The 24,685-nt window shown below is 63.2% G+C and carries 24 protein-coding genes; 10 read left to right on the top strand and 14 right to left on the bottom strand.

Annotated elements, in window-relative coordinates; all coding sequences use genetic code 11:
- Window positions 1-38 precede the first annotated feature (38 nt).
- The 5 genes from ACTS1X_RS10670 to yghU form a co-directional block, all read right to left on the bottom strand.
- Complete coding sequence (locus tag ACTS1X_RS10670) at window positions 39-1,046, bottom strand: hypothetical protein (RefSeq protein WP_442614376.1); 1,008 nt, start codon at window positions 1,044-1,046, stop codon at window positions 39-41.
- Window positions 1,039-2,550: a DEAD/DEAH box helicase gene (locus tag ACTS1X_RS10665; protein WP_442614375.1), complete on the bottom strand. Its 1,512-nt coding sequence runs from the start codon at window positions 2,548-2,550 to the stop codon at window positions 1,039-1,041. The genes ACTS1X_RS10670 and ACTS1X_RS10665 overlap by 8 nt, the downstream gene beginning before the upstream one ends.
- 395 nt (window positions 2,551-2,945) lie before the next feature.
- Window positions 2,946-3,989 (bottom strand): hypothetical protein, encoded by a 1,044-nt coding sequence (locus ACTS1X_RS10660; protein ID WP_442614374.1) that lies wholly within the window; start codon window positions 3,987-3,989, stop codon window positions 2,946-2,948.
- Between the two features lie 180 nt (window positions 3,990-4,169).
- Window positions 4,170-5,510 (bottom strand): tyrosine-type recombinase/integrase, encoded by a 1,341-nt coding sequence (locus ACTS1X_RS10655; RefSeq protein WP_442614373.1) that lies wholly within the window; start codon window positions 5,508-5,510, stop codon window positions 4,170-4,172.
- Window positions 5,511-5,804: 294 nt separating this feature from the next.
- Window positions 5,805-6,716 (bottom strand): glutathione-dependent disulfide-bond oxidoreductase, encoded by a 912-nt coding sequence (yghU, locus tag ACTS1X_RS10650; RefSeq protein WP_442614372.1) that lies wholly within the window; start codon window positions 6,714-6,716, stop codon window positions 5,805-5,807.
- 138 nt (window positions 6,717-6,854) lie between these two features.
- On the opposite strand from yghU, the gene ACTS1X_RS10645 reads away from it, so the two are divergent.
- Window positions 6,855-7,736, top strand: a complete 882-nt coding sequence (locus tag ACTS1X_RS10645; protein WP_442614371.1) for an alpha/beta hydrolase — start codon at window positions 6,855-6,857, stop codon at window positions 7,734-7,736.
- 24 nt (window positions 7,737-7,760) lie between these two features.
- Here the strand turns inward: ACTS1X_RS10645 and ACTS1X_RS10640 are convergent, their stop codons facing one another.
- The 4 genes from ACTS1X_RS10640 to ACTS1X_RS10625 are packed head-to-tail and all read right to left on the bottom strand — an operon-like array spanning window position 7,761 to window position 10,464.
- Window positions 7,761-8,330, bottom strand: coding sequence for a GNAT family N-acetyltransferase (locus ACTS1X_RS10640; protein WP_442614370.1), 570 nt, complete (start codon window positions 8,328-8,330; stop codon window positions 7,761-7,763).
- A complete protein-coding gene (locus tag ACTS1X_RS10635; RefSeq protein ID WP_442614369.1) occupies window positions 8,331-9,410 on the bottom strand; it encodes a PHA/PHB synthase family protein in 1,080 nt (359 codons plus the stop codon).
- Between the two features lie 7 nt (window positions 9,411-9,417).
- Window positions 9,418-9,798 (bottom strand): hypothetical protein, encoded by a 381-nt coding sequence (locus tag ACTS1X_RS10630; RefSeq protein WP_442614368.1) that lies wholly within the window; start codon window positions 9,796-9,798, stop codon window positions 9,418-9,420.
- A gap of 57 nt (window positions 9,799-9,855) precedes the next feature.
- On the bottom strand, window positions 9,856-10,464 hold the full coding sequence (locus tag ACTS1X_RS10625) for a DUF6445 family protein (protein ID WP_442614367.1): 609 nt from the start codon (window positions 10,462-10,464) through the stop codon (window positions 9,856-9,858).
- 173 nt (window positions 10,465-10,637) lie between these two features.
- Here ACTS1X_RS10625 and ACTS1X_RS10620 point away from each other — a divergent pair, with 173 nt between their 5' ends.
- Window positions 10,638-10,985: a hypothetical protein gene (locus tag ACTS1X_RS10620; protein ID WP_442614366.1), complete on the top strand. Its 348-nt coding sequence runs from the start codon at window positions 10,638-10,640 to the stop codon at window positions 10,983-10,985.
- Window positions 10,986-10,996: 11 nt separating this feature from the next.
- The gene (locus ACTS1X_RS10615; RefSeq protein ID WP_442614365.1) at window positions 10,997-11,875 is read left to right on the top strand and encodes an HpcH/HpaI aldolase/citrate lyase family protein; all 879 of its coding nucleotides are present in this window, start codon (window positions 10,997-10,999) and stop codon (window positions 11,873-11,875) included.
- A gap of 43 nt (window positions 11,876-11,918) precedes the next feature.
- Here ACTS1X_RS10615 and ACTS1X_RS10610 read toward each other — a convergent pair whose 3' ends face one another.
- Genes ACTS1X_RS10610 through hemC form a run of 3 tightly spaced genes read right to left on the bottom strand, consistent with a single transcriptional unit; the run spans window position 11,919 to window position 14,500 of the window.
- Entirely contained in the window at window positions 11,919-12,836 is a 918-nt protein-coding gene (locus ACTS1X_RS10610; RefSeq protein WP_442614364.1) for a hypothetical protein, read from the bottom strand.
- A 54-nt stretch (window positions 12,837-12,890) separates the two neighbouring features.
- The gene (locus ACTS1X_RS10605) at window positions 12,891-13,583 is read right to left on the bottom strand and encodes a uroporphyrinogen-III synthase (protein ID WP_442614363.1); all 693 of its coding nucleotides are present in this window, start codon (window positions 13,581-13,583) and stop codon (window positions 12,891-12,893) included.
- Entirely contained in the window at window positions 13,580-14,500 is a 921-nt protein-coding gene (gene hemC, locus ACTS1X_RS10600) for a hydroxymethylbilane synthase (RefSeq protein WP_442614362.1), read from the bottom strand. The genes ACTS1X_RS10605 and hemC overlap by 4 nt, the downstream gene beginning before the upstream one ends.
- A gap of 41 nt (window positions 14,501-14,541) precedes the next feature.
- Between hemC and tsaD the strand changes: the two genes are divergently transcribed.
- Both tsaD and ACTS1X_RS10590 read left to right on the top strand, forming a co-directional pair.
- The gene (gene tsaD, locus ACTS1X_RS10595; RefSeq protein WP_442614361.1) at window positions 14,542-15,576 is read left to right on the top strand and encodes a tRNA (adenosine(37)-N6)-threonylcarbamoyltransferase complex transferase subunit TsaD; all 1,035 of its coding nucleotides are present in this window, start codon (window positions 14,542-14,544) and stop codon (window positions 15,574-15,576) included.
- The gene (locus ACTS1X_RS10590; RefSeq protein WP_442614360.1) at window positions 15,573-16,559 is read left to right on the top strand and encodes an NAD(P)H-dependent glycerol-3-phosphate dehydrogenase; all 987 of its coding nucleotides are present in this window, start codon (window positions 15,573-15,575) and stop codon (window positions 16,557-16,559) included. The genes tsaD and ACTS1X_RS10590 overlap by 4 nt, the downstream gene beginning before the upstream one ends.
- A 4-nt stretch (window positions 16,560-16,563) precedes the next feature.
- On the opposite strand, the gene ACTS1X_RS10585 is transcribed toward ACTS1X_RS10590, so the two are convergent.
- Entirely contained in the window at window positions 16,564-16,734 is a 171-nt protein-coding gene (locus ACTS1X_RS10585; RefSeq protein WP_442614359.1) for a DUF1674 domain-containing protein, read from the bottom strand.
- 65 nt (window positions 16,735-16,799) lie between these two features.
- Here ACTS1X_RS10585 and htpX point away from each other — a divergent pair, with 65 nt between their 5' ends.
- The 5 genes from htpX to purH all read left to right on the top strand — a co-directional run bounded on the left by htpX (window position 16,800) and on the right by purH (window position 23,160).
- Complete coding sequence (gene htpX / locus ACTS1X_RS10580; RefSeq protein WP_442614358.1) at window positions 16,800-17,726, top strand: zinc metalloprotease HtpX; 927 nt, start codon at window positions 16,800-16,802, stop codon at window positions 17,724-17,726.
- On the top strand, window positions 17,723-19,003 hold the full coding sequence (locus ACTS1X_RS10575; RefSeq protein ID WP_442614393.1) for an RsmB/NOP family class I SAM-dependent RNA methyltransferase: 1,281 nt from the start codon (window positions 17,723-17,725) through the stop codon (window positions 19,001-19,003). Before htpX ends, ACTS1X_RS10575 begins: the two co-directional genes overlap by 4 nt.
- Window positions 19,004-19,103: 100 nt before the next feature.
- A complete protein-coding gene (gene rpe / locus ACTS1X_RS10570) occupies window positions 19,104-19,766 on the top strand; it encodes a ribulose-phosphate 3-epimerase (RefSeq protein ID WP_442614357.1) in 663 nt (220 codons plus the stop codon).
- Window positions 19,763-21,496: a heparinase II/III family protein gene (locus tag ACTS1X_RS10565; RefSeq protein ID WP_442614356.1), complete on the top strand. Its 1,734-nt coding sequence runs from the start codon at window positions 19,763-19,765 to the stop codon at window positions 21,494-21,496. Before rpe ends, ACTS1X_RS10565 begins: the two co-directional genes overlap by 4 nt.
- A gap of 74 nt (window positions 21,497-21,570) precedes the next feature.
- Complete coding sequence (purH, locus tag ACTS1X_RS10560) at window positions 21,571-23,160, top strand: bifunctional phosphoribosylaminoimidazolecarboxamide formyltransferase/IMP cyclohydrolase (protein ID WP_442614355.1); 1,590 nt, start codon at window positions 21,571-21,573, stop codon at window positions 23,158-23,160.
- A 36-nt stretch (window positions 23,161-23,196) separates the two neighbouring features.
- Here the strand turns inward: purH and ACTS1X_RS10555 are convergent, their stop codons facing one another.
- On the bottom strand, window positions 23,197-24,684 hold the full coding sequence (locus ACTS1X_RS10555) for a lipopolysaccharide biosynthesis protein (RefSeq protein ID WP_442614354.1): 1,488 nt from the start codon (window positions 24,682-24,684) through the stop codon (window positions 23,197-23,199).
- Window position 24,685: the final 1 nt, after the last annotated feature.

Here is a 24,685-nt window from a genome sequence, read left to right as displayed (position 1 = left end):
AAAATATCGATCCGTCGATCGGGCTTGTCGGAAAGGCCTCAACCCCCGGCTTTTTTCTTTGCAACTGCAGAATGAACCGAGGTCAGCGTCTTTTTGAGTTGCTTCAATTGAAACTCAAGCTTGTTGATGACGCTAGGGTTCGCCGCCAAGATATCTTCTTCCGTATCTGGCTGGCCAATCCATGCCCGGAATCGCTTTACGCGCTGTAGCGCGACATGATCTGTGCCAGCGTAACGAGCTCTTTCGTATGCTTCATCCACGTCAACGATGCCCTCAAGAAACCTCTTTACGTTTTTTGCAGGCGATTTGCATATGACCGGCAGCTTGTCTCGAAGGTCGGCTGCCTTCTGAAAATCGCCTGCTTTAATTTTTTTAACAATGGTTTCGTCAAAACTCGGGTAGTTTTGTCTGGCCGAAGCTATGGGCTTTGATTTCAAGAATTCGTAGTAGTAGCTCCAGCGGTCGCGATCCGTGTCATTTTTATCGATCATAAACTGGTAGGTTTTGATCAACTGTTTTGCGTAATTCTGTTTGAGGCCGAGGTCACTCGCTATGGCGCTTATCTCGACGCCATGATCTTTGTGCCGTCGATATAGGAAACCTGCCTGTTCATAAGGGGCCCAGTCCTTTTTGCCTTTGACGTGATACTGTCCGAGCAATGCAAAAATCTTGTCCTCGGGCATGTCCTCCGGCAGCAATGTGCACCTAATTTCATCCCACTTTACCGGGTCTTGCTCAGCGAGAATTCGGAAAGCAGCCAGCCGACTGTTGCCTTCGAGGACAACCATATCCCCCTTCTTGACGATAATGGGGTCCATCAGGCCGCCATTGTCCTTAATGTCCTCCTTCAGGCTTCGGACATGCTCAAGACTACGGAGCTTCTTCTCGATTGCATCCTGATCAGGCACCTTCTCACCAGCACCAATCAAAGAAAAAATTCTCGGATTCTCAGGATAAAAGAGCAGCTTCTTTTGGCTTACGAAGGCCGTGTCGGTGGGGAAGTCTTCTCCCCTAATCCTCATGAAATCACCTTTTTGATTAGCCATTGTGATTGTCCTGAAGCGATTGTGGATCAATAATTTCTCGGATTAGCCGCCCAAAATCATATGACATGTGGTCCCGAAATTGTTCTTCGGTAATATCGGCCTGTGCCAAGCTAGCCGCTGTTCGCTTGGCAATCAAAAGCTGGTCAACCCACTCGTCCACTGTATTTTCCCCGATTAGGTTCCAGATAAAGCAACGCTTCATCTGAGATATACGGTGTATGCGATCTTGGGCCTGCAGGTAGTCGTCTAAGCTGAAAGAGCGGTCGAAAAAGATCGCATGATTTGCCACCGTAAGCGTGAGCCCCTCTTTTGCCGCACCGGGCGTGGCGACTAGCAAGCGGTATTTGCTGTCATTTTTGAATAGATCAATCTGTTGGTTTCTTACGTCGATAGGCAAGCCGCCATGCACGACCGCAACTGATTGACTCCGCGAAAGTGCTGACTTTAGCCAATCGGCATTTTTCACAAAGTTGGTCCAGATTATCGCCTTCGAATCCACAGCCGCGATGTCTCGAAGCAGTTTCGAGAGCTCCGTCATTTTTGCGGGAGTGCCTTCATATCCTTCGTCGATCAATTTCGGATTTGAAGCAATTTGCACCAAGCGCAAAAGGCGTTTGAGCACAACCTCTGCGTCTTCCTCGACTACCTCTCCGTCTTTGAGCACTTCAGCGCGCAGCTCCAGACGGATATTATCGTAGAGTAACCTCTGCTCGGTTTCCAATGCAGTCGGGATGTTTGTTATTCTTTTAGAAGGCAAATCAATCCCAGCGGAATTTTTGGTTTCCCGTACCGTAAAACTGTCGATTGCACCGAATATTCCTGAGAGATTTTGCTCGAATAGCGAGCGCTTTTTGTCATCTTCCCAAAGGTCATTCGAGAGGTTCAAGTTTGAGCGAAAGCTGTCGAAATCCGTGCCGAGGGCCGCTCCGCCATCTAGAAAGAATATCTGCGACCAGATGTCCTCGGGTCGGTTCGCTATTGGAGTGCCGGTCATGATGATCCGGCGCACGAATTGCTCTCGCACGTTCAAAAAGGCTTGTGTCAACGCGGCAGAGGGATTCTTGATTTTCTGGGACTCATCGAGGATCGCCCCCACCCGTCTACTCTGCAGAAATAGCTCAATCCTCTTACTATCAGATTTGAGTACCTCGTAGTGAAGAACGACAAACCTTGCCGGGCTATTTAGTACGTAAAAATTCGCCCTTCGATCTTGGTTCAAAATAGATGGCTCAAGGTGGGCGTGCGACCGGATTTCCTCCACCCAATTTTTTACGAGGCCTCGCTTCGTAACGAAACAAACTGTGTCGACTACGTCGTTTCGAAGCCATTCGAGCGAAAGGTCGATCGCGATCTTCGTTTTGCCTAAGCCCTGCTCATGAAACAATGCCGCAAATTTGTGATTTTTGACGGCCTCGACTGCGTCCAGCTGATAGGGGAAGCTATTGTGGATTGCGTTGAGGTTTAAACCGTCAGGGCGCACGAGCCCAAAGCGCTCATCAGCCATAGCAAAGAACCTTTGCGATCGATCGATCGACACCAACTGCCTCGCAAGTCTCTTCGACAAGTGCCCTTGCCGACCTTCCGCATACAAAGGGTGTCATGAGATAAAAGCGCCCTTTGTGATAACGCAGATATTCTATGTGACCAAAAATTTGTCGCTTTGAATGCTGTGTTACTAAGTCTCCGCAGGTCTTAGCCTCGCCGACAAAATATTGAGCCGACTTTGGCCGCACAAGGAGCACGTCAGGCTCTGAATTGAAAAGGCGGGTTGGGCGATCCGTTCCGAATTCCTCGTGATCTACCATCAACACGCAATCGGGGTCAGCTCCATGTCTGTCCAAAATTTCTTTGGCCAGAAACTTCACTAAATCCCGGTGGGCTTGGGACTCACCAGACATCCTATTCGATGTTTTCTACGATCTCATCGAGGTCGACACCTATCGAATGCAGCAAGTTCGCAAGCTCGCCGGCTGCCTCGGTCATGAACCTTACATCGTTAGTATCAGGGTTTTTTTCATGCTCTTGCACTTGCCGGTGCGGGATTATGCGAAGCTTGTCTCTCAGAGCACGGCACAGTTGGGGGATGGTCGCATTCTCAAGCTCTTTATTGGCCTCTGGTTTTTCCACTTCCTTGAGCGCCGCGCTCATATCTTCTTTCAAAAATTTGGACCGCGCTGCATCATCTAGCAAGACCTGAGATAGGCTTCGCACTTGGCCTAGTTGCTTGAACTTCTCCTCTTTGAGCCATGACGCAAAATCATCATAGTCGAAACCAGTTTTGACCATTGCCTCTTTCAGTTTGGGGCTTTCTTCGTAGGTTTTGAAAGCCGAATATCTATCCTGACGAAACGTCTCGTTTGGACTGAAAAGAGGTTTGTAATGATCTCTCATCTTTTTGAAGGCTTCGATTGACTGGAGGATGTCTTTTTCAGAGCCGCCGACGAGATCGATTATCTTTGAAAGTGGATACTCCTTTACGTGGTTCAGTTCGTAGAGATATTTTGCTTTTGAATATGGCGTCCATTGCCTCGGGCCAACTAAATGCGCGCCCAATCTGATAGTCTCGATCTCAATGTCTTGGGCATCCTGATATACTAGCGACGGTATTTTTTCCCAATTGCCGCTAGGGTCCTCGTCTCGCAGCTCCCTGTATATATACAGCCGAGTGTTGCCGTCGATGCACCTATGTTTCCCATTCTCTTTTATCACGTGAATGGGCTGAGAAATGCCGCCAGTATTTTTGATCGAGCGCTTTAGTCTGCGCGGCGATGTTTCGCCCTTCCCGTCGTTTCCCGACGCGGCGGCATCTAGCGCTAGTCCAATTCTGGCTTCATTTATTTCGCCCGTGTAATCAGTATCTTCTAGTAGCGCCAAAATCCTCGGATTTTCGCGGTCGAGCTCAACGTCATCGACTGACAAAAATTGTAGATCGCCTTTGCTCACAAAACCCCCCTTTCACGATGTGCTTTTAGGGGGAGCTGTCGCAAGGAGTCCATAAGCCGCGCAACTCACAATAGGCCAAAATGGACTGACCGAACCTCTATGTATGTAGCAGTATGATCTCTTAACCGAGGATCGGGGGGCCTTGGCAGCAGTACCTACGGCATGTTGTTGGGTAGGCTATCATTCAGCCTCATCATCGAATGGCCAATAGCCTTCCGGCGCTGCCAAGTGTTCATCGCCTCTCTCTGCACGTTCGAGTGGTTCGGCTTCGGCCCCTTCGCGGTTAGCTTTCGCCTTGCCCGGTGCCGCTTTCTTGCTGGAAGCGTGAAACATCGCGGCGGCTTCTTTGTCGCCACGGTCAACCGCATAAACTTTGGCCAGCATATCCGTGCCTCTGTGGCCGATGCGCCCTGCAATGGTCCTTGGGTCAACGCCCATGCCCATCAGTTTGGTCGCATGAGTTCGCCGTAAGTCGTGCAAGCGGACATCCTCAAGCCCGCACCGTTTCCATAGCTTCGTCAGAGTGCGTTTGACGGTGGTTAGAGAGAGAGGGAAAAGCCTGTCATCATCCGCCTCACGTTCTAAACCCCTTAGGCGTTCTATAATCGCCAGCATCTCAGGGGTGCAGGTAACAAAACGAGACGTGTTGTTCTTCGTGCCGGTCACTTCGACAACGGTATGCCCCGGCTCCAACTCACGGATATCGGAGAAAGCCAGCTTGACGATCTCGCCGCGCCGCATTCCCGACTGGTAAGCCCAATCAACATAGTCCCTAAGCCAACCGCGCTTCTCGTTCGGCTGGTTGTCGGCTCTGGCCTCTTTCTCGCTTTCGATTGTGTCGGCGGTTTCTAGTATGGCGTCCCATTCTTCATCGGTGACGAAACGCTGGCGAGATTCAATCCCCCGTATTTTGTCCGCATCCTTGGCGGGATTTTTGTCCAGATCGCCAGAACGGACGGCATCATTCATTATCGAATTGAACGTGCTCAACTGGCGCTGAACGGTTGCGGGCTTCAAGCTCGAAAGCTGTTTTGCAATCCACTTATTGACACCGCCAACGGTAATTGTGTCGAGAGACTTTGCGCCGAAAACCGGTTTCAGTTGTTTTTCGACATGACCCTTGCTTACGCCATAACCCTTGATGGTCGACTTCTTGCGAGCAAGCCAATCGTCGGCATGGTCTGCAAAGGTGGCCGATGCTTCTGCTATAAGTGGCTCACCCCGATCAGCTAAGCCTTGGAGGCGGTCGCGTTCTCGCTCTAGCTGCTCCCATGTCCATGACGAGCGTTCGCCTAGCTTGATCTCGACATATTCACCGGGCTTTTTGGCGCGGCCCTTATATTCGCCGCCACGGGTCATCTTGATCTTGACCCATACCGTATAGGCCTTCTGACCACGGAACAGGCCGATGCCATCGCAATAGAGCGGGCGCTTGGCCATCACCTTTGGCAGTGACGCCTCTAGCTCGTCATATTTCGCATAGCGTTTAGGCCGTCCGCGCGGTCGTGGGGGTTGTGCCATCGGCGCTTTCCTTCTAGTGGGGAATGTGTGGGGATTCCCATTACACCATGCAGAATCAAGCCGTCAAATTTCCCCACGAAATCCCCACAGATAACCGGATTAAATGCCGATAACGCCTAGAAACACTGATAACACGAGGTTTTCGGGAGTGGCAGAAATCCGGTAACTGTAATAACAATGAGAGCGGCTGGTGACAGGTAGCCCTTACCTTGCTAAGGTTGGGGTCGGGCGTTCGAATCGCCTCGCCCGCTCCATTTTCTTCCGGTCGGGTGGACGGAGCCGCGCGATGCGCGGTTATTCGGCCGCGTCTTCCTTCGGCATCATCTTGTCCATCGTCTTCGTTTCGAAATCGGCGGCATCGTGCCGTTCGGGCAGCTGCGTTTCCGGCTCGCCCCAGACGCGGTTGACCATGCGGCCGCGCTGGACGGCCGGGCGCTCGGCGATCTGGTCGGCCCAGCGGTTGAGATGCGTATAGCCCTGCACCTGAAGGAACTCGGCGGCATCGTAGAGCACGCCCTTCGCCATTCCCCCGTACCAGGGCCAGATCGCCATATCGGCAATCGTATAGTCGGCACCCGCCATATATTCATGGTCGGCGAGATGCCGGTCGAGCACGTCCATCTGGCGCTTCACTTCCATCGCGAACCGGTCGATCGCATATTCGATCTTCATCGGCGCATAGGCGTAGAAATGGCCGAAGCCGCCGCCGAGATAGGGGGCGCTGCCCATCTGCCAGAACAGCCAGTTGAAGGTTTCGGTACGGGCCTTCAGCTCGCCGGGCAGGAAGGCGCCGAACTTTTCCGCGAGATAGACGAGGATCGAGGCGGATTCGAACACCCGCTGCGGTTCGGGTGCCGAACGGTCCACCATCACCGGGATTTTCGAATTGGGATTGATCTCGACATAGCCGCTCGAAAACTGGTCGCCCTCGCCGATATTGATCAGCCAGGCGTCATATTCGGCGCCGTCATGGCCGAGCGCCAGCAGCTCTTCGAGCATCACGGTCGCCTTTACGCCGTTCGGCGTGGCCAGCGAATAGAGCTGGATCGGATGCTCGCCGACCGGCAGTTCCTTGTCGTGCGTCGGCCCGGCGACCGGCCGGTTAATATTGGCGAAGCGGCCGCCGCTCGCCTTGTCCCAGGTCCAGATGGCGGGCGGCTCGTAGCCGGGCGGCTGGTTTTCGGGGGTCTCGGTTTCGTCGGCCATGACTGGGATCCTTGTTTCGGGTGCGAAAAGACCGTTTCGTGGTCGCGAAATCGCGGACCTGAGTCCACCTGATTTTTCTTGGCAGGGCTAAAGCCGGATGGCTATCGTCGGGAGGCCGGCACGCAGGAAGGAAACACGATGTCCAAGGCGCAGATCGAAGCCGTCGTTCAGATGATCGCCATTCCCGAGGAAGAACCGCCGGTCGCCGAACAGCGGGCCGCGATGGAGCAGATGGCCGCCGCCTTTCCGTCGCAGGTGCAGCATGGCGAAGCGGTCGAGCTGGGCGGCGTTCCCTGCGAATGGATCTGGGACGACGCGACGCGGGACGATGCCGTGCTGCTCTATTTTCATGGCGGCGGCTATTGCGTCGGCTCGATCGCGACCCATCGCAACCTGATCGCGGCGCTCGCCAAGGCGTCCGGCGTCCGGGCGCTGGCGGTCGACTATCGCCTCGCCCCCGAACATCCGTTCCCCGCGGCGGTAGAGGATGCCGTAGCCGTTTATGCGGCCCTGCTCGAACGGGGCCGCGATCCGTCGAAGATCGCCGTGGCCGGAGATTCGGCCGGCGGCGGGCTGTCGCTGGCGCTGATGCTTTCGGCGCGCGAGCGCGGCATGCCGCAGCCGGCCTGCGCCGCGCTGTTGTCGCCATGGACCGACATGCGCGCGTCCGGGGAGTCCTTTCGGACGCGGGCCGATGCGGATCCGATGATCGTGCGGGACCGGCTGCTGGTGATGGTCGGGCGCTATATCGGCGCCGCGAGCACCGCCGATCCGCTTGCCTCGCCGTTGCTGGCCGACCTGTCGGGCCTTGCGCCGCTGCTGATTCATGCCGGCGATGCCGAACTGCTGCTCAGCGATTCGACCGATCTCGCCAAACGCGCCGAGGCGGCCGGGGTGGATGTGGAGATCAAGGTCTGGGACGATATGGTTCACGTCTTCCAGGCCTTTTATCCCCTTGTCGACGAGGGCCGGGAATCGATCGCCGAGATCGGCGCCTTCATCCGCGACCGCACGGCATAGGCGCGCCGAAAGCGGCCGGCGGACCTAGACCTGCTCGGCCATGCCCAGTGCTTCGAGCTGGCCGGTGGCGCGTTCGACATCGCAGGACAGGATGACGATATCGTGCAACGCGCCGTCCGCGCCGCATACATGGTCGCGCAACAATGCTTCTCCGCGAAAACCCAGTTCCTCGAACACGGTGATCGCACCCTTCTGGTCGACGGTCATCTGCGCGGTCAGTTTCCCGATGCCCTTGCCGAGCGCGATGCGGAAACAGCGTTCGATGAGCGCCCGGCCGAGGCCGTGCTGCCGCGCGGTCGTGGCGACGAGCACGCGCACCTCGCCGACATGGGGCGACCAGCTGAGCGGATCGGTATAGAGCGCCGCGCAGCCCACGATCCTGCCGTCCTCCTCCGCCAGCACCGTCTCGAACGTTCCCGCTTCGGTCTGCGCAATCCAGGCGTCGACCACCTTCCGCTTCGTGATGTCGCGCCGCAGGAAGAGAAGGTCGTGCGGCGGCAGGGATCCGGCAAAGGCCAAGATCGCCGCCTTGTCGTCCGCGGTCATCGCGCGGAGAGTGTAGGAGGCCCCGTCCAAGGTTATCGTGTCTGCCATCTATACGGACCTTTCCGCCAGCCATTCGTCCAGGGTCGGCCACAGCCGCCGCGCCGCATTGGGGCCGGCGATCAGGCTGATATGGCCGCCCTTGAGGGTGATTTCGGTCTTGTCTTCGGATCCGGCCAGCGCGACCAGATGCTTGCTCGCTTCGTAGGGTACGATGTGATCGTGCAACGCCACAGCGTGGAACAGCGGTACCGTGATATTGCCGATATCGGCGGTCCGGCCGCCGACCTCCAGCGTGCCCTCGAGCAGCTGGTTGTCCCACATCAGTTTCTTCACCGTGTCGCGGAAATATTCGCCCGCCAGCGGCAGCATGTCGTTGCTCCAGCGTTCCATCTTGCGGTGGAACTCGACGAAGTCGCCGTTCCACATATTGTCCCACAACATCCGCTGTCCGGCGACGCGGCCCGAGGGACGGAGCATGTCGAACGATGTCAGCAGCAGTTCGGGCGTGGCATTGCCGATCGTGTCAACCAGCCGGTCGACGTCGAAATATCGGCGCTGCGCCATGTGCGCGAACAGCTCCATCCGCGAAAAGTCGATCGGCGTGGTGAAGCAGACGAGATTCTTGATCGGTGCCTCGGGATGCGTCGCCGCATAGACGGTCGAGAGCACGCCGCCCATGCAGTAGCCCGCGAGCGTCACATCCTCCTCGCCCGTCGTCTCGCGCACCCGGCTCAGGCAGTCGTCGATGAAGCGGTTCGCATAATCGTCGAGCGACAGGGATTTTTCCTCGGGCCGCGGCGCGTCCCAATCCATCACGAACACGTCGTAACCGGCATCGAGCAGGAAACGGACGAAGCTGTGATCCTCGGCGATGTCGAACACATAGCCGCGATTGGTGGTCGCCATCACCATCAGTATCGGCACCCGGTAGATTTCTTCGGCGCGGGGCTTGTAGTGATAGAGGTTGAGCGTGCCGCGCTTGTAGATAACCTCCTTGGCCGTCAGCCCGACGGGCGGCGCGGCCGATGCAAAATATTCGAGGCCCTTGATATTGCGCTGGATCGTCCGCTCGACGAGCCGGGCGATCCCGGCGCCGGCGTCCGCCGTGCTGCGCGATGCTTCGGCCATGCGCGGCCTAGTCCGATTTCTTTTTCGCGGCCTTTTTCGCTGGCGCCTTGCGGGTGCGTGGCGGGCCGGATGCGGCTTTGGAGTCGGCGGGCGCGATCCGCGACAGCGCTTCCTCGATCCGCACGAGCCGTTCGTCCATCGTCATCAGCCGCTCGCCGATCGCGGTGATATCGGCTCGGCTCGGCATGTTGAAGAATTCGAGATTCTTCGACATCTGATCGGACACGCCCTTCTGCACCTTGGCGCCGAGTTCGGTGCCGACCCCGGACGACCGGGCGAAAAGATCGGTATTGAAGATCGCTTTCGACATCTGGTCGAACCGCGCTTCGAGATCGCTCATCGCCTTGCGGATCGCATCGAGCGGTTCGGCGGGCTTGTTGTCGGCCATATGGTCCTCCCCATCGTTACGGCCGAGTATGGCGCGGGGCCGGCGATGAGTCGAGCGTCAACCCGCGGCGGCGAAGAACATCAGATGGACGAGCCGGCCGGTCTCCGGACTCGTTCCGAATCCCGGCCCGGCGTTATGGAACTGCCAGGGCTTGAACAGGATCAGCCGGTTGAACCGCATCGGGATGCGCGAGATGCGCTCCCACTTGCCCGGCTTCGTCGTGTCCGTGTTGATGACATCCTCGATCAGCAGGTTGGGGTCGGCATAGCCGGTTGCCGCCAGTTTGGCCGGGTCGTTCGGCACCGCGTCGAGCCCCGTTCGCCGGTGCCGGAAGAAATCGGTGCCGCCGCGGCAATGCTCGTCAAGGCTCAGATACAGGATGCCCGAATAGAAACACGGATCGATATGCACGCCGCTGCGGCCCTTGTCGGCCTTCAGCGTCAGCCGGCAATGGCCGTGGCTGGTGTTCGGATCGGCTTTTACCGGCGTGCCGACGATCCGCGATACGCTGGCCTCGAGTCCCTCGATCGCGAGCGGCCTGGTCGAGAGCAGCCCCGGATAATTGCCCTTCTTGAAGGCGGGATCGTAATCGAGAGCCAGCGCCTGACGGCGCGCGCCATGCGGATCGCGGAGGAAATCGTCGATAACGATCAGCGAGGGCAGCATGGGCGAGCACCTGGGTCGCGGGCGGACAATGAACCGGTTCCGGCGTGTTTCATCGCCGGTCCGCTGTCAAGCGGATGGCCCGGCAATCAGGGGCTTTACGCATTTGCGCGGTCCCTGTCGTTCGGGCATGATCCGGCTCGAATCAATCGCCTCTACCGATCGGGAGACAGAATATGCATGCCGTCCTCGCGTCCCGCGCGCCGCTCGCTCTTGCCCTTTTCGCCATGACCGGCCTTGCGGCCTGCGGTGGCGGCACGGCGCCCGGACCGGGCGACTTTGCCGCGGCCTGCAATGCGCAGGGCAATCTATCGGCCGATATCTGCGACTGTCTCGACGAACAGGCGCAGGGGCTGTCGCCCGAAACCCATGCCTTCGTGATCGCGACCATCGCCGAAGACGAGGCGGAGGCGCAGCGCCTGCGCCCCGATCTCGACGAAGCGCAGGCGCTGGCCGCCGGGCAGTTCATCTCGCGCGGCATCCAGGAATGCATCATCGACCTGCCCGACATGGCGGAAGGATAGACGCCGCTTCCATGCCGACCATCCCCAGAAGCTGGCTGTTCGTCCCGGCGGACAGCGACCGGAAGATCGCCAAGGCGCTGGACGGCGAGGCCGATGCGATCATCCTCGATCTGGAGGATTCGGTCGCCGAAGCGAACAAGCCCGCCGCTCGCGAAACCGCGGCGGCCGCGGTGGCGGACGCCGATCGCGATCGCGCGCAGCTGTGGGTTCGGATCAATCCGCTCGACAGCGGTCTGGCCGAGGCGGATCTCGCCGCGATCATCCGTGCGCGGCCCTATGGCGTCATGGTTCCGAAAACCGAGAGCGGCGCGGATATCCACACGCTGCGCCGTATGCTAGACGCCGAGGAAGGCGCGCAGCGCATTCCGGTCGGCGCGACGAAAATCAGCGCCGTCGCCACCGAAACGGCGGCCAGTCTGTTCGGTCTGGGCAGCTATGCCGGGGTGAGCGACCGGCTCGCGGCCCTTACCTGGGGCGCCGAAGACCTTTCCGCTGCGCTCGGCGCATCGAGCAAGTTCGACACAGACGGCGAACTCAGTTTCACCTATCGGCTGGCCCGCTCGCTCTGCCTGGCGGGCGCGGTGGCGGCGGACGTCCAGCCCGTCGACAGCCTGTACGGCGATTTCCGGGACGAAGCGGGATTGAAGGCCGATTGCGAGAAGGGCCGGCGCGAAGGCTTTACAGGCAAGCTCGCGATCCACCCGGCCCAGGTCCCCGTCATCAACGCGGCGTTCACGCCGAGCGAGGCCGAAATCGAACATGCCCGCACGGTCGTCGACCTGTTCGCCGCCAATCCGGATCTCGGCACGATCGGTCTCGACGGAAAGATGCTCGATCGACCGCATTTGCTGCAGGCGCGGCGTGTTCTGGAGCGGGCCAGAGAAAAATAGCGCAGCCGGGTCGCCGGACACCGCGATCGGAAGCGTCGCGCGTTTACTCGGCCTCTTCGCGCGCGGCCTCCTCGCGCTGCCTTTGCCGTTCCGCGATGCGGGGCTCCATCAACGCAATCGTCTCGATCCGGTCGAGCGCGTTGCGCGCGGCGATATAGCGGCGGGCATCGGCGATCCACTGATCGGCCTCCTCGCGGCCCGGCAGGCGGAGGATTTCGGCGAGCGCCGTATCCACCTGACCGACGGCCAGCTTGTCGCGGGCGCGTTGAAGCCGTTGGCGCGGCGCGGGCGAGGGCGTGCCCTCTTCCCTGAGAACGAAAAGCTCGGAGAATTCGCGGCGCGTCGCATCCCACCAGCTTTCGCCTTCGCCGATGCCGATCAGCGCCGGTTCGAGCGCGGTCAGGCGGGATTGCAGCCCGTCCAGCGTCACCGGCTGCTGCGATGCCGCGATCACGCGGGCCACCGCTTCGGGAGCCGACCGGCCGAAGCGTTCGCGCAGCAGGCCTTCGATATAGCCGAGCGCGACGCCGCGATCGAGCGCGCGGCGCGCGGCAAAGGCAACCAGCAGCCCTTCGGCGCGATCGGCGTTGCCGGCGGCCGCGCCCGCGCGCGTGCCGATCCGGTCGATCCGGTCCTCGAGCTGGGCGACGCGCCGGGCCAGGGTGGCGCGATCGGCCTCGATCTCGGCCGGATCGGGCGCTTCGCCGACCGGGGCTCCGGGCGTTCCGAGTTCGGTCTCGTCGAGCTGCCGTTCGAGCGCCGCCACCGCCGCGGTGCTTTCCGGCGACGCCGGGGCTTCCTCTTCGACCGCGAGGACGCCCATGGATCCGCCGTAATTGACGAGGAACCAGCCCATCCCGATGACCCCGCCCAGAAAGGCGACGCCGGCGATGATGAGGACGCGGATCAGGGATCGCCGCGGGGTGTCCTCGGTTTCGATCGGCTCGTAATCGCGCGGCATAAGGCGGTTCCAGCTTCCTTAGATATGTGCGGCCAAGCGCACCGGGCGGATGCTTTACCCGATCGCACCGGCCCCGCCTAGTGAGGATGCAGCGGCGAGCATGGCGTCATCGGTCGGCCGCTCGGCGGCGATGGCGGTTCGCCAGCCCTGTCCCGCCGCGGCGAGCGCGGCCTCGCTGATCGCCACGAGCGAGAGCCCGCCGCGCGCAACGGCTTGCGCTGCGCATAGTTCGTCCAGATACCGGCCGGCGCGCGGCGAGTGGACGAGAAGGATATCGCCGCTGTCGACCATGTCCGCCAGATCGGGCGGCGCTATACGGGTCGCGGCGTAGACGGGAGTTCGCGTGACGGCGAGCCCGGTCTCGTCGAAGGGACGCGTCGCTTCGCCCGCCGGGTGAAAGATGCGGCGTAAGCCGTCGGCGCGCAGCCGGTCCGCCATCTCCGTGACGCCCGAAGACCCGGCGATGATCGTTTCGAAACCGAACGCGCGCGCCACATCGGCGGTCTGCGCGCCAACCGCATATAGCGGCAGATAGTGGTAGCGGGCCAGCCCGATGCCGCCAAACCGCGCGCTGTTGGCGCTCGTCATCAGTACCGCGTCGAAGGCGTCGGGCGCGGGCGGATCCCAGTCCAGCGGCGTCACCTCGAACAGCGGCATGACTATCGTGGCCCAACCCTCCTTCCGGGCGCGATCCGCCGTCATGCTGGAGCCCGGTTCGGGGCGCAGGACGACAAGCCGTGACGTCATCCCGCGAACAGCGCCCGGACTGCCGGACTCGCGCCATCGAGCAGCGCTCGCCCCAGATTTCGGCCGATTTCCAGACGGTTGGGCGGCGGGCCCTCGGCGGAAAGGGCGATCCTGTCGCTTCCGTCGTGGAGGAGCAGCTCGGCATGCACGGTCATGACGTCATCGCGGATATGCGCCCATGCAGCCACCGGCGAATGGCAATCGGCGCCGAGCGCATAGAGCAGTGCGCGCTCGGCCTCGATGCAATGGAACGTTTCGGGATCGTTGATGGCGCCGATCAGCGATCGGACCGCGTCGTTTTCCGCCAGCGTTTCGATGCCGATCGCCCCCTGCTGCGCGGCCGGCAACAGCGTCTCCACCGGAATGCCCGTACCGATATCGCCATGGCCGAGCCGGTCCAGTCCGGCTGCGGCCAGCAGCGTGGCGTCGACCGCACCGCTCTCGACCGCCGCCAGCCGCGTCGCGACATTGCCGCGCAGCGTCTCGATCGAGAGATCCGGCCGGAGGTTGAGCAACTGCGCCGCCCGCCGCGGCGAGGACGTGCCTACCCTGGCGCCCTTCGGCAGCTCGTCCAGGTCGGCCGCGCCGATCAGCCGTTCGCGCACATCGGCGCGGGGGAGGTTCGCCGCAAGGACGATCGCGGCGGGCCGGATCGTCTCGACATCCTTCATGGAATGAACGGCGAAGTCGATCTCGCCCTCGCCAAGCGCGCGATCCAGCTCCTTCGTCCACAGCGCCTTGCCGCCGATCTCGGCCAGGGGCCGGTCCTGAACCCGGTCGCCCGTGGTCTTGACGGTAACTATCGCAATGTCGCGATCGGCCATTCCGTGCGTTTCGATCAGCGCCGCCCTGACCATATGGGCCTGAGCCATGGCGAGCGGCGAGCCTCGCGTGCCGAGCCGGAGAGGAGTGTCCATAAGGCTTGTGCTAGCCCGGGATGCGGTGGCAGGGAAGGGCGATGGCGATCATTCTGGGTCTCGAATCGAGCTGCGATGAAACCGCGGCCGCGCTGGTGACGGGCGAGCGCGAAATCCTTGCGCATACGTTGGCGGGGCAGGAAGAGGCGCATCGGCCTTTTGGCGGCGTCGTGCCCGAAATCGCGGCGCGGGCCCATGTCGACGTCATGACGCCACTGGTAGCACAAGTATTTGAGAAATCAGGGCTTTCCTTGTCGGATATCGATGCGGTGGCGGCGACGGCAGGGCCGGGCCTGATCGGCGGCGTGATGGTCGGGCTGATGACGGGCAAGGCGTTGGCGCTCGCCGGCGGCAAGCCGTTGGTCGCGGTCAATCATCTCGAGGGCCATGCCCTGTCGCCGCGGCTTGCCGATCCGTCGCTGGAATTCCCCTATCTGCTGCTGCTCGTGTCGGGCGGCCATTGCCAGCTGCTGCTGGTCGAGGGCGTCGGCGCCTATCGGCGGCTTGCGACGACGATCGACGATGCGGCGGGCGAGGCTTTCGACAAGACGGCGAAATTGCTGAGGCTCGGTTTTCCGGGCGGGCCGGCGGTCGAGAAGGCGGCCGAGAGCGGCGACCCGGAGGCCGTATCCCTGCCGCGCCCGCTGGTCGGCACCGCCGAACCCCATTTTTCCTTCGCCGGGCTCAAATCGGCGGTGCTGCGGGCGCGCGACAGCGGCCGATATGCACCCGAAGACATAGCGGCGAGCTTTCAGGCGGCGGTGATCGACTGTCTGGTCGACCGGACAGCGAAGGCGCTGGGATCGATCGGTACCGTCCATGCGCTGGTGGTCGCGGGCGGCGTCGCGTCCAACCGGGCGATCCGTCGGGCGCTCGAGGCGCTGGCCGCGGATTCGGGCCTGCCCTTCATTGCCCCGCCGCCCTGGCTGTGCACCGACAATGCCGCGATGATCGCCTGGGCGGGGGCCGAGCGTTTGCGCGCGGGCCTGACCGATCCGCTCGACATTCCGGCCCGCGCCCGCTGGCCGCTCGACGTCGATGCGGCTAAGGCCCGGGGTGCAGGAGTGAAGGCATGACGATAAAGACGATCGGCGTCATCGGCGGCGGTGCCTGGGGCACGGCGCTGGCGCAGAGCGCGGCGGCGGAGGGCGATCCCGTCATCCTCTGGGCGCGCGAGGGCGAGGTCGTCCGCGCGATCAACGATCAATGCGCCAATCCGCTGTTCCTCCCCAATATCCAGTTGTCGCGCAAGATCCGGGCGACGAGCCAGCTCGACGACCTGGCCGATTGCGACGCCATTCTGGTCGTCGCTCCGGCCCAGCATGTCCGCAATATTCTCGGCTCCGCCTCGATCGGTTTCGCGCCCCTGATCCTCTGCGCCAAGGGGATCGAGGCCGGGTCGAAGAAGCTGATGAGCGAGGTCGCGGCCGAGGTCTATCCGGGCTCGCCGATCGCCGTTCTCTCCGGTCCGACCTTCGCGCACGAAGTTGCGGCCGGCCTGCCGGCGGCGGTGACCCTGGCGTGCGAGGACCAGGTACTCGGCCAGGCGCTTGCCCGGCGTCTCGCGAATTCGGCGTTCCGGCCCTATCTGTCGAAGGACGTTGTCGGCGCCGAAATCGGCGGGGCGGTCAAGAATGTGCTGGCGATCGCCTGCGGCGTCGTGGAGGGAAAACGGCTCGGCCAGAATGCGCGTGCGGCGCTGATCTCCCGGGGCTTTGCCGAGATGACGCGTTTCGGCCTGGCGCGCGGCGCCGAGGCGGAAACATTGGCCGGGCTATCGGGACTGGGCGATCTCGTGCTGACCTGTTCCTCGACGAATTCGCGCAACTTCTCGCTCGGCAAGGGGCTCGGCGAAGGCAGGTCGGCCGAAGAGTTGCTGGCGGACCGGACGACGGTCGCCGAAGGCGCGCATACGGCCCCGGTGCTGCGCGAAGCGGCGCATGATGCCGGGGTCGAGATGCCGATCACCGAGGCGGTCTGCGCGATGCTCGAAGGCGCAACGTCGGTCGATGCGACGGTCGAAGCGCTGATGGCGCGTCCGCTGAAGAGCGAGCGCTAGGGCCTCAGAAATCCCAGCAGATGCCCTCATGCTCCCAATCGCCATAGCGCGTGGGTTCGAGACCGTCCTTGCCGCCCTGTTCGGCTTTCGGTTCGGCGGCTTTCGGCTCGGGAACCGGCGGGTTTTCCGATAGATGCGCGGGAACCTTGACCCAGTCGGGGCGTTTTCCAGCCATATCGTCCTCCAATTGCCAAATTGCCTGCCAATCCCCATTTCGGGGCTTGAAGACGGAGACGCAAGGTGAACCAGTTCAAAACGCTTATCATGCTGGCGGTGATGACCGCGCTCTTTATGGGTGTCGGGCTGATGCTCGGCGGCCGCATGGGGATGATCCTCGCGCTGATCGTGGCGGCGGGCATGAATATCTTCACCTATTGGAATGCCGACAAGATCGTTTTGCGCATGCACAATGCCCGCGAGGTCGACGCGCGCACGGCGCCGGAATTCTATGGCCTCGTCCAGCAACTCGCGCAGAAGGCCGGGCTGCCGATGCCCAAAGTCTATATCATCGATTCGCCGCATCCCAACGCGTTCGCCACCGGCCGCAATCCGGAAAATGCCGCGGTTGCGGCGACTTCGGGCCTGCTCGAGATTCTCGATCGCGACGAAATCGAAGGCGTGATGGCGCACGAACTCGCCCATGTCCGCAACCGCGATACGCTGATCATGACGATGACAGCGACGATCGCCGGCGCGATCTCGATGCTGGCGAGTTACGGCTATTTCTTCCGCGACGGCGGCGGACGGGCGGGGATCGCCGCGCTTGTCGCCGTCTTCATCGCACCGTTCGCCGCGATGATCGTCCAGATGGCGATCAGCCGGACCCGCGAATATGGCGCGGACCGCGGCGGCGCCGAAATTTCCGGCAAGCCGAGAGCGTTGGCGACGGCGCTGGCCAAGCTCGCCCACGGCGCGTCCAAGATCCATAACCCGGTCGTCGATCGCAATCCTGCGGCCGCGCAGCTTTATATCGTGCCGGCCCTGTTCGGCGGGGCGCGCAGCCTCTTCTCGACGCATCCGGACACCGGTAGCCGGATCGCGGAACTCGAAAAGATGGCCGCGGTCATCGACAGCGGCCCGGCGCGATCCTTCGGCACCGGCGAGATGCTGGGCCAGGAGGCTGCGCGGCGCGGCAGCGCGCTTGATCCGTACGGGCGCGATCGCTGAGCGGGCCAGATGTTCCGGGGGCGGCGCAGGGCGTTGAAAGCCGGCGGGCGGCGCTGCAGCTGCTCGATGCCGTTCTGCGCCAGGGCAAATCGGTCGATGCGGCGATGGGCCGCGCGTTCCGACATCTGAAACGCGCCGACGACCGCGGGCTTGCCGCCGCCATCGCGGGCGAAGTGCTGCGCCGGCTTCCCGACTATGACCGTCTGATCGACAGCGCGACCCAGCGGCCGCTGCCCGACAATGCGAAGGCGCGCATGGTGCTGCGCATGGCGCTCGCCCAGGCCCTCGCGCTGGGTACGCCGCATCATGCCGCCATCTCGACCGCGCTGCCCCTGCTCGCCGGCGGACCGAAACGGCTCGCGCACGGCGTGTTCGGCACGTTGTCGCGGCAGGACGTACAACTGCCGGAGATCCCAGCCCTGCCCGACCCGGTGGCGCTGCGCTGGCGGGATAACTGGGGCGACGCCATGGTGTCGGCCGCGGCGCGCGCGATCGCCGCGCCCCCGCCGCTCGATCTCACCCTTACCGATCCAGCGGCGACGGCGGAATGGGCGGACCGGCTCGGCGGACGGAGCCTGATTCCGGGCCATGTGCGCTGCGAGCGGGCGTCGGTCGTCGATCTGCCCGGCTATGCGGACGGCCAATGGTGGGTGCAGGATATTTCCGCGTCCCTGCCGGCCAGGCTGTTCGGTGCGGGCGAGGGCCGCCAGGCGCTCGATCTGTGCGCGGCGCCGGGCGGCAAGACGCTCCAGCTGGCGGCGCAGGGCTGGCGGGTGACTGCGCTCGACCGGGCCGAAAGTCGTCTGGCGCGACTTTCGGACAATCTCGAACGGACGGGCCTTTCGGCCGAGCTGGTCACGGCGGACGCGCTTCATTGGGCAACGGCCGAGCGATACGATGCCATCCTGATCGACGCCCCCTGTTCGGCGACCGGCATCTTCCGCCGCCACCCCGACGTCCTCTACCGCGCGACCCCTCGGATCATAGCGGAAAGCGCCGAGATCCAGATGGCGATGCTCGACCGCGCTTTGCGTTGGCTGAAGCCCGGCGGCGTGCTCGTCTACGCGGTCTGTTCGCTCGAGCCGGCCGAAGGCGAAACGGTGGCCCAGGATTTCCTCGCCGCGCATCCGGCTTTCGCCATCGACCCCGTCGATCCGGCGATGCTGCCGGCCGGGCTCTCTCCGTCGCCCGAGGGCTGGCTTCGTATTCTGCCGGGTCAGATCGCGGATCCGGGCGGCGCCGACGGCTTTTTTCTTGTCCGTTTTCGGCACAGCTAGGCTTTGATCGCGCAAACTGCGCATCTTATCCCCAAATAGTCTTCGCGGGCCGCTTCGCCTGCTTGCCCGATTCGCGGCCCTCTCCTAAGTCTGCGCGATTATGGCCCGGCCTGTCCGCATAGCGCCCTCGATCCTTTCCGCAGACTTTGCCAGGCTGGGGGAAGAGGTCCGTGCGATCGACGAAGCCGGCGCGGACTGGATCCATATCGACGTGATGGACGGGCATTTCGTCCCCAACCTGACCATCGGACCCGGCGTCGTGAAGGCATTGCGCTCCCACACCGACAAACCGTTCGACGTCCATCTGATGATATCGCCGGTCGATGCCTTTCTGGACGGCTTTGCCGAAGCCGGCGCCGACACCATCACCGTCCATCCCGAAGCCGGCCCCCATGTCCACCGGACGGTCCAGCATATCAAGTCGCTCGGCAAGCGCGCGGGCATCTCGCTCAATCCGGCGACGCCGGTCGACACGCTCGACTATCTGCTCGAGGATATCGACCTCGTCCTCGTGATGAGCGTCAATCCGGGCTTTGGCGGGCAGAGCTTCATCGAGAGCCAGCTTCGCAAGATCGAGGCGGTGCGCGCGCGCATCGATGCGATCGGCAAGGCGATCGATCTCGAAGTCGATGGCGGGATCGACCCTGAAACCGCACCCCGCGCGATCGCGGCGGGTGCCGATGCGCTGGTCGCCGGCACCGCCACCTTCCGCGGCGGTCCCGATCGCTATGCGGACAATATCCGCGCGCTGAGGGGCGCATGACGGTCGCCGGACGGATCGACATGCCCGAGGAATCGCGGGACGGTATCGACAAGGGGCGGCGGCTGATCCGCCTCGACGATGGCGGGCTGTCGCTGTCCGAGCGGCTGGCGACGCGGTTCCGCCACATGGTCTGGCGCACGCCGTTGCACCGGCTGCGGTTGCGCGGAAAATTCCCCCTCAAGCTCGTCGCGGTGCCGGACGATCCGATACAGGGAGACCGGACGCGTGGTGCATCGTTGCTGGAGGGCCGCGCCCTCTTCCACGGTCAGGAAATCGCCCTCGCCGATCTCGATTTCGCCACGCTCAACGTATCGGCGGGTCTCGCCGATTACCTGCAGAGTTTCGAATGGCTGCGGGATCTCGCCGCGGCGGGCTCGCGCGAGGAAATCGCGCCGATCGCCGAAAAACTGATGCGCAACTGGCTCGAGGCGCATGGCGGCAAGGTGGCAGAGGCGGGCTGGCGTCCCGAAATGTGGGGCCAGCGGATTTTCCTGTGGACGAGCTATGCGCCGCTGATCCTGTCGTCGAACGATCTCGTCTATCGATCGGCGGTCCTCAATACGCTGGCCCGCGGCGCGCGCCATCTCGATCGGGCGGCGTCCAAGGAAAGCCCCGGGCTGACCCAGATACGCGCCTGGGCCGGTGTGATCGGCGCCGGACTTCTGGTGCAGGGCGGCGAACCGCGCGTCGCGCGCGGCGAGGCGGGTCTCGAACGCGCGTTGTCCCAGGCGCTGACCGCCGATGGCGGGATCAACTGCCGGTCGCCGGTCGCCCAGCTCGCGCTGGTCGAAACGCTCGGAATGCTCCGGGCGGCCTATGATTCCCGGCGAATCGAGTTCCCTGCGACATTCGATTCCGCCCTCTCCTTCGCCGTCCCGGCGCTGCTCGGGGTCACGCTCGGCGATGGCGGCCTTTCCAGCTGGCAGGGCGGTCCGCCGATCCCGGGCCGCCGGATCGCGGCGTCGGTCGAGGCGACCGGCCATCGCGCCCTGCCGCTGCGCAAGGCGCGCGACTGGGGCTATCAGCGCATGGCAGCCGGCGATACGGTACTCGTCGTCGATGCCGCGCCGCCGCCCTCGATGCGTCTCGAAACCGGCGGGTGCGCGTCCACCCTGGCGTTCGAAATGTCGCATGGCGCCCATCGGATCGTCGTCAATTGCGGCGGTGCCGGCGGCACGGCGCTGCCGAAGAATTTCGCGGACGGGCTGCGGACCACCGCCGCTCATTCGACGCTGACCCTCGCCGACAGCAATTCGACGGCGCTCAATCCCGACGGTTCGCTCGGGCGCGGCGTGGTCGAGGTCGAACTTAACCGGCGGGAACGCAACGGCATCGTGCGGCTCGAGGCGAGCCATGACGGCTATGTCCAGCGGTTCGGCCTGGTCCACAAACGGCAATTGGGCCTCTCGGAGGATGGCGACGAACTGCGCGGCGAGGATGTCTTGCTCCCCGGCGGCCGCCACAAGTCGGACGGTGCGGCCTTCGCCATCCGCTTCCATCTGGGGGCGGGAGTCGATGTCTCGCCGACCGCGGACAATATGGGCGCGCTGCTGCGCGTCGAGGGCGGACCGGCCTGGCATTTCCGGTGCCGCGGCACCGGCCTGATGATCGACGACAGCGTCTGGGTCGATGAAAAGTCGCGGCTGTGCGAGACCAAGCAACTGGTGCTGGCCGGCGAGGCGGCGCCCGGCGGTACGACCATCGGCTGGCTCTTCCGTCGCGCCGGCTAGGCCGCTAAGGAAGCCCGCGATTCTCCATACGCCTGCCGGCCCTTCGACATATCGGTTTTTCAACAGGATTCCTCATGACACAGGTCAAAATCACCCGCGCGCTGCTTTCCGTTTCGGACAAGAGCGGCCTGGCCGAGCTCGGTCAGGCGCTCGCGCGCCACGGCGTCGAACTGGTATCGACCGGCGGCACCGCGAGAGCGTTGCGCGAGGCCGGGCTCGCGGTGCGGGACATATCGGACGTGACCGGCTTTCCGGAGATGATGGATGGCCGGGTGAAGACGTTGCATCCCAAGGTGCATGGCGGCCTGCTCGCCGTGCGCGACAATGCCGAACATGTCGCGGCGATGGAGGCGCACGACATCGGCGCGATCGATCTGGTCGTCGTCAATCTCTACCCGTTCGCAGCGACCGTGGCGCGCGGTGCCGATCGGCCGGAGATCATCGAGAATATCGATATCGGCGGACCGTCCATGGTGCGTTCGGCGGCGAAGAATCACGCGCATGTCGCGATCGTGACCGATCCGGCGGACTATGGCGAACTGGTCGCCGTGCTCGAATCCGATGACGGCATGACGTCCCTCGATTTTCGCAAGCGTTTGGCGGCAAAGGCTTTTGCAGCGACGGCCGCCTATGATTCGATGATCGCGAGCTGGTTCGCCTTTGCCGATCAGGGCGAGCAGTTTCCCGAGCGGCTGCAGATCCCCGTCCGCCGCAAACAGCTGTTGCGCTACGGCGAGAACCCGCACCAGGCGGCGGCGCTCTACGAACCCGAAATGCCGGGCGCGAACGGGATCGCCCAAGCCGAGCAGCTGCAGGGCAAGGAGCTCAGCTACAATAATTTCAACGATGCCGATGCGGCGCTCGAGCTGGTTTCCGAATTCGATACCGCCGAGCCCGCCTGCGTGATCGTCAAGCATGCCAATCCGTGCGGCGTCGCGGCCGCCGGTTCGGCGATCGATGCGTACAAGGCGGCGTTCGCCTGCGACACCGTTTCGGCCTTTGGTGGGATTGTCGCCCTCAATCGGCCGCTGGACGCCGAAACCGCCGCGGCGATCACCGACATCTTCACGGAGGTCGTGATCGCGCCGGACGCCGATGAAGAAGCGCGCGCCATCTTCGCCGGGAAGAAGAATCTGCGCTTGCTCCTGACGGGCGATTTCGCCGATCCGGCGCGGCCGGGCCTGACGATGAAGACGATCGCCGGCGGCCTGCTGTTCCAGGGCCGCGACAATGGGCGGATCGCGCGCGACGATCTGACGGTCGTCACCAAAAGGCAGCCGACGGACCGCGAACTGGCCGATTGCCTGTTCGCCTGGACGGTGGCCAAGCATGTGAAATCGAACGCGATCGTCTATGCCAAGGACGGCAGCACGGCGGGAATCGGCGCGGGGCAGATGAACCGGCTGGAATCGGCGAGCATCGCGGCGTGGAAAGCCAGGGACGCAGCCGAAAAAGGCGGTTGGGGCGAACCGCGGACGATCGGCTCGGCTGTCGCCTCGGACGCCTTCTTCCCCTTCGCCGACGGGTTGATGGCGGCGGTCGAGGCGGGCGCGACCGCCGTGATCCAGCCAGGCGGTTCGATCCGCGACGACGAAGTCATCGCGGCGGCGGACGAGGCGGGTCTTGCCATGGTCTTTACCGGGATGCGGCACTTCCGGCACTGAATTGTCAGGATTTCCGGCTCGATCCCGTCCTTCGGGTCAAGCCGCCTCGCGCTTGCCCATCTTGAACAGGATCCGGTCGTCCGGGCCGAAGCCGCGATACCAGATGATGGCGCAATAGGCGGCCAGGACCGCCGGCACGCCGATCAGCAATTCCGTCCATTCAGGCGTGAAGGTCGCGACATAGCCGACAACGGTCGCCGTGCCCGCCGCCCAGACCAGGGCCCAGCGCCAGGGGCTGACGGGCGCTCCGAGCAGGCGGGAGAGCAGCCGCGCTTTCATGATCGACGCCATGCCGAGCGCGAGCATCAGGGCGATGGCGGGGCCGGTCGCCTGGTACAGCTCGGGCAGACCATTCTCCCGCATGATCAGGATGATCGCGACGGTCAGCCCGGCCTGCATGGCCAGCATGAAGCAGGAGATCATGAGGTTGCGATGGCGCGCGACATAGACCAGCGCCCCTTCCGATACGGCGGCCGTTGCCGCCACGACCTCGGCGGCGAGGAGGAACGCCAGAATTCCGGTGCCGCCGACAAAGGCGGCGCCGACCAGCCCCATCCACGCTTCGCCGGGAATCCCGAGCGCCAGCGCGACTCCGGCCTGGGCGGCGATGATCCAGAAGCCGGCCTGACGGACCTGCTTGGCCACCGCCGCGCGGTTTCCGTCGCGCAGATTCTGGGTGATCACCGGGCCGAGGATCGGATCGAAGCTGGTCTTGAGCTTTTGCGGCAGGGAGGCGAGCTGCTGGGCGACATAGTAGATGCCGACGATGGCGGGCGAGAAGAACAGGCCGAGTATCGCAATATCGAGCCGGCGCGATACCCATTCGATCGCGTCCGCGCCGGCCATGGGAAGATTGGCCCAGGCGAGCCGCAACAGCCGCACCGGATGCGGCCGCCAGCCGTGCGGCACGCCATAGGTTCGCAACAGCGGCCAGAGCGACGCGACCAGGGCCGCGATCATCGAGAGCACATAGGCGAGGATCAGCCCGTCGCGCAGCGAATAGAAAGCGAGAAAGAAGGCCGCGATGCTGATCGTCCAGGGTTCGACGATCGCCCGGGCGCGCACCGTTGCGCCGATATCGTGACGATAGGCGAGCGCGGCGAGCGCGATGTCCGAGGCCGCCAGCGCGAAGATCGTCAGCGGCAGCAGCCGCTCCAGCCCCTGGATTTCGCTGTTCGGGAACATCGCCTGCGGAAAGGCGACGAGCAATGCCACCGCGATCGCCGACGCGACGAACCCGGCGAGCATGGCATCCCAGATGACGTCGACATGCGGCCGATCGGTCTTGGAGAGCTGTTCCGCGAGGCCCCGCTTGAGACCCAGCGTCGAAAGTTGCGCCGCGAACTCGACGACGATGACGGCATAGGCGAAAATGCCGAGCGCCTCCGCGCCGTACCAGCGCCCGGCGATGAACAGGAAGGGGATGCGGGCGGCGAGCCGCAGGATGAAACCGAACAGATTGGTCCGGCCGCCCCTGGCGAGCGCGGACAGATCCGGCGGCGGCGTCTTCCTCACATCCGCCATG

The sequence above is a fragment of the Parasphingopyxis sp. genome, assembly GCF_052168275.1.
In the GTDB taxonomy this organism is placed as follows: domain Bacteria; phylum Pseudomonadota; class Alphaproteobacteria; order Sphingomonadales; family Sphingomonadaceae; genus Parasphingopyxis.
This window is presented reverse-complemented; position numbering and strand designations above follow the sequence as displayed.

What these genes read in the sequence shown, in the direction of transcription:
- ACTS1X_RS10670 (WP_442614376.1), bottom strand. Translation starts at nt 1,046, where the DNA reads ATGGCTAATCAAAAAGGTGATTTCATGAGGATTAGGGGAGAAGACTTC.
- ACTS1X_RS10665 (WP_442614375.1), bottom strand. Translation starts at nt 2,550, where the DNA reads ATGGCTGATGAGCGCTTTGGGCTCGTGCGCCCTGACGGTTTAAACCTC.
- ACTS1X_RS10655 (WP_442614373.1), bottom strand. Translation starts at nt 5,510, where the DNA reads ATGGCACAACCCCCACGACCGCGCGGACGGCCTAAACGCTATGCGAAA.
- yghU (WP_442614372.1), bottom strand. Translation starts at nt 6,716, where the DNA reads ATGGCCGACGAAACCGAGACCCCCGAAAACCAGCCGCCCGGCTACGAG.
- ACTS1X_RS10645 (WP_442614371.1), top strand. Translation starts at nt 6,855, where the DNA reads ATGTCCAAGGCGCAGATCGAAGCCGTCGTTCAGATGATCGCCATTCCC.
- ACTS1X_RS10640 (WP_442614370.1), bottom strand. Translation starts at nt 8,330, where the DNA reads ATGGCAGACACGATAACCTTGGACGGGGCCTCCTACACTCTCCGCGCG.
- ACTS1X_RS10635 (WP_442614369.1), bottom strand. Translation starts at nt 9,410, where the DNA reads ATGGCCGAAGCATCGCGCAGCACGGCGGACGCCGGCGCCGGGATCGCC.
- ACTS1X_RS10630 (WP_442614368.1), bottom strand. Translation starts at nt 9,798, where the DNA reads ATGGCCGACAACAAGCCCGCCGAACCGCTCGATGCGATCCGCAAGGCG.
- ACTS1X_RS10625 (WP_442614367.1), bottom strand. Translation starts at nt 10,464, where the DNA reads ATGCTGCCCTCGCTGATCGTTATCGACGATTTCCTCCGCGATCCGCAT.
- ACTS1X_RS10620 (WP_442614366.1), top strand. Translation starts at nt 10,638, where the DNA reads ATGCATGCCGTCCTCGCGTCCCGCGCGCCGCTCGCTCTTGCCCTTTTC.
- ACTS1X_RS10615 (WP_442614365.1), top strand. Translation starts at nt 10,997, where the DNA reads ATGCCGACCATCCCCAGAAGCTGGCTGTTCGTCCCGGCGGACAGCGAC.
- ACTS1X_RS10610 (WP_442614364.1), bottom strand. Translation starts at nt 12,836, where the DNA reads ATGCCGCGCGATTACGAGCCGATCGAAACCGAGGACACCCCGCGGCGA.
- ACTS1X_RS10605 (WP_442614363.1), bottom strand. Translation starts at nt 13,583, where the DNA reads ATGACGTCACGGCTTGTCGTCCTGCGCCCCGAACCGGGCTCCAGCATG.
- hemC (WP_442614362.1), bottom strand. Translation starts at nt 14,500, where the DNA reads ATGGACACTCCTCTCCGGCTCGGCACGCGAGGCTCGCCGCTCGCCATG.
- tsaD (WP_442614361.1), top strand. Translation starts at nt 14,542, where the DNA reads ATGGCGATCATTCTGGGTCTCGAATCGAGCTGCGATGAAACCGCGGCC.
- ACTS1X_RS10590 (WP_442614360.1), top strand. Translation starts at nt 15,573, where the DNA reads ATGACGATAAAGACGATCGGCGTCATCGGCGGCGGTGCCTGGGGCACG.
- ACTS1X_RS10585 (WP_442614359.1), bottom strand. Translation starts at nt 16,734, where the DNA reads ATGGCTGGAAAACGCCCCGACTGGGTCAAGGTTCCCGCGCATCTATCG.
- rpe (WP_442614357.1), top strand. Translation starts at nt 19,104, where the DNA reads ATGGCCCGGCCTGTCCGCATAGCGCCCTCGATCCTTTCCGCAGACTTT.
- ACTS1X_RS10565 (WP_442614356.1), top strand. Translation starts at nt 19,763, where the DNA reads ATGACGGTCGCCGGACGGATCGACATGCCCGAGGAATCGCGGGACGGT.
- purH (WP_442614355.1), top strand. Translation starts at nt 21,571, where the DNA reads ATGACACAGGTCAAAATCACCCGCGCGCTGCTTTCCGTTTCGGACAAG.
- ACTS1X_RS10555 (WP_442614354.1), bottom strand. Translation starts at nt 24,684, where the DNA reads ATGGCGGATGTGAGGAAGACGCCGCCGCCGGATCTGTCCGCGCTCGCC.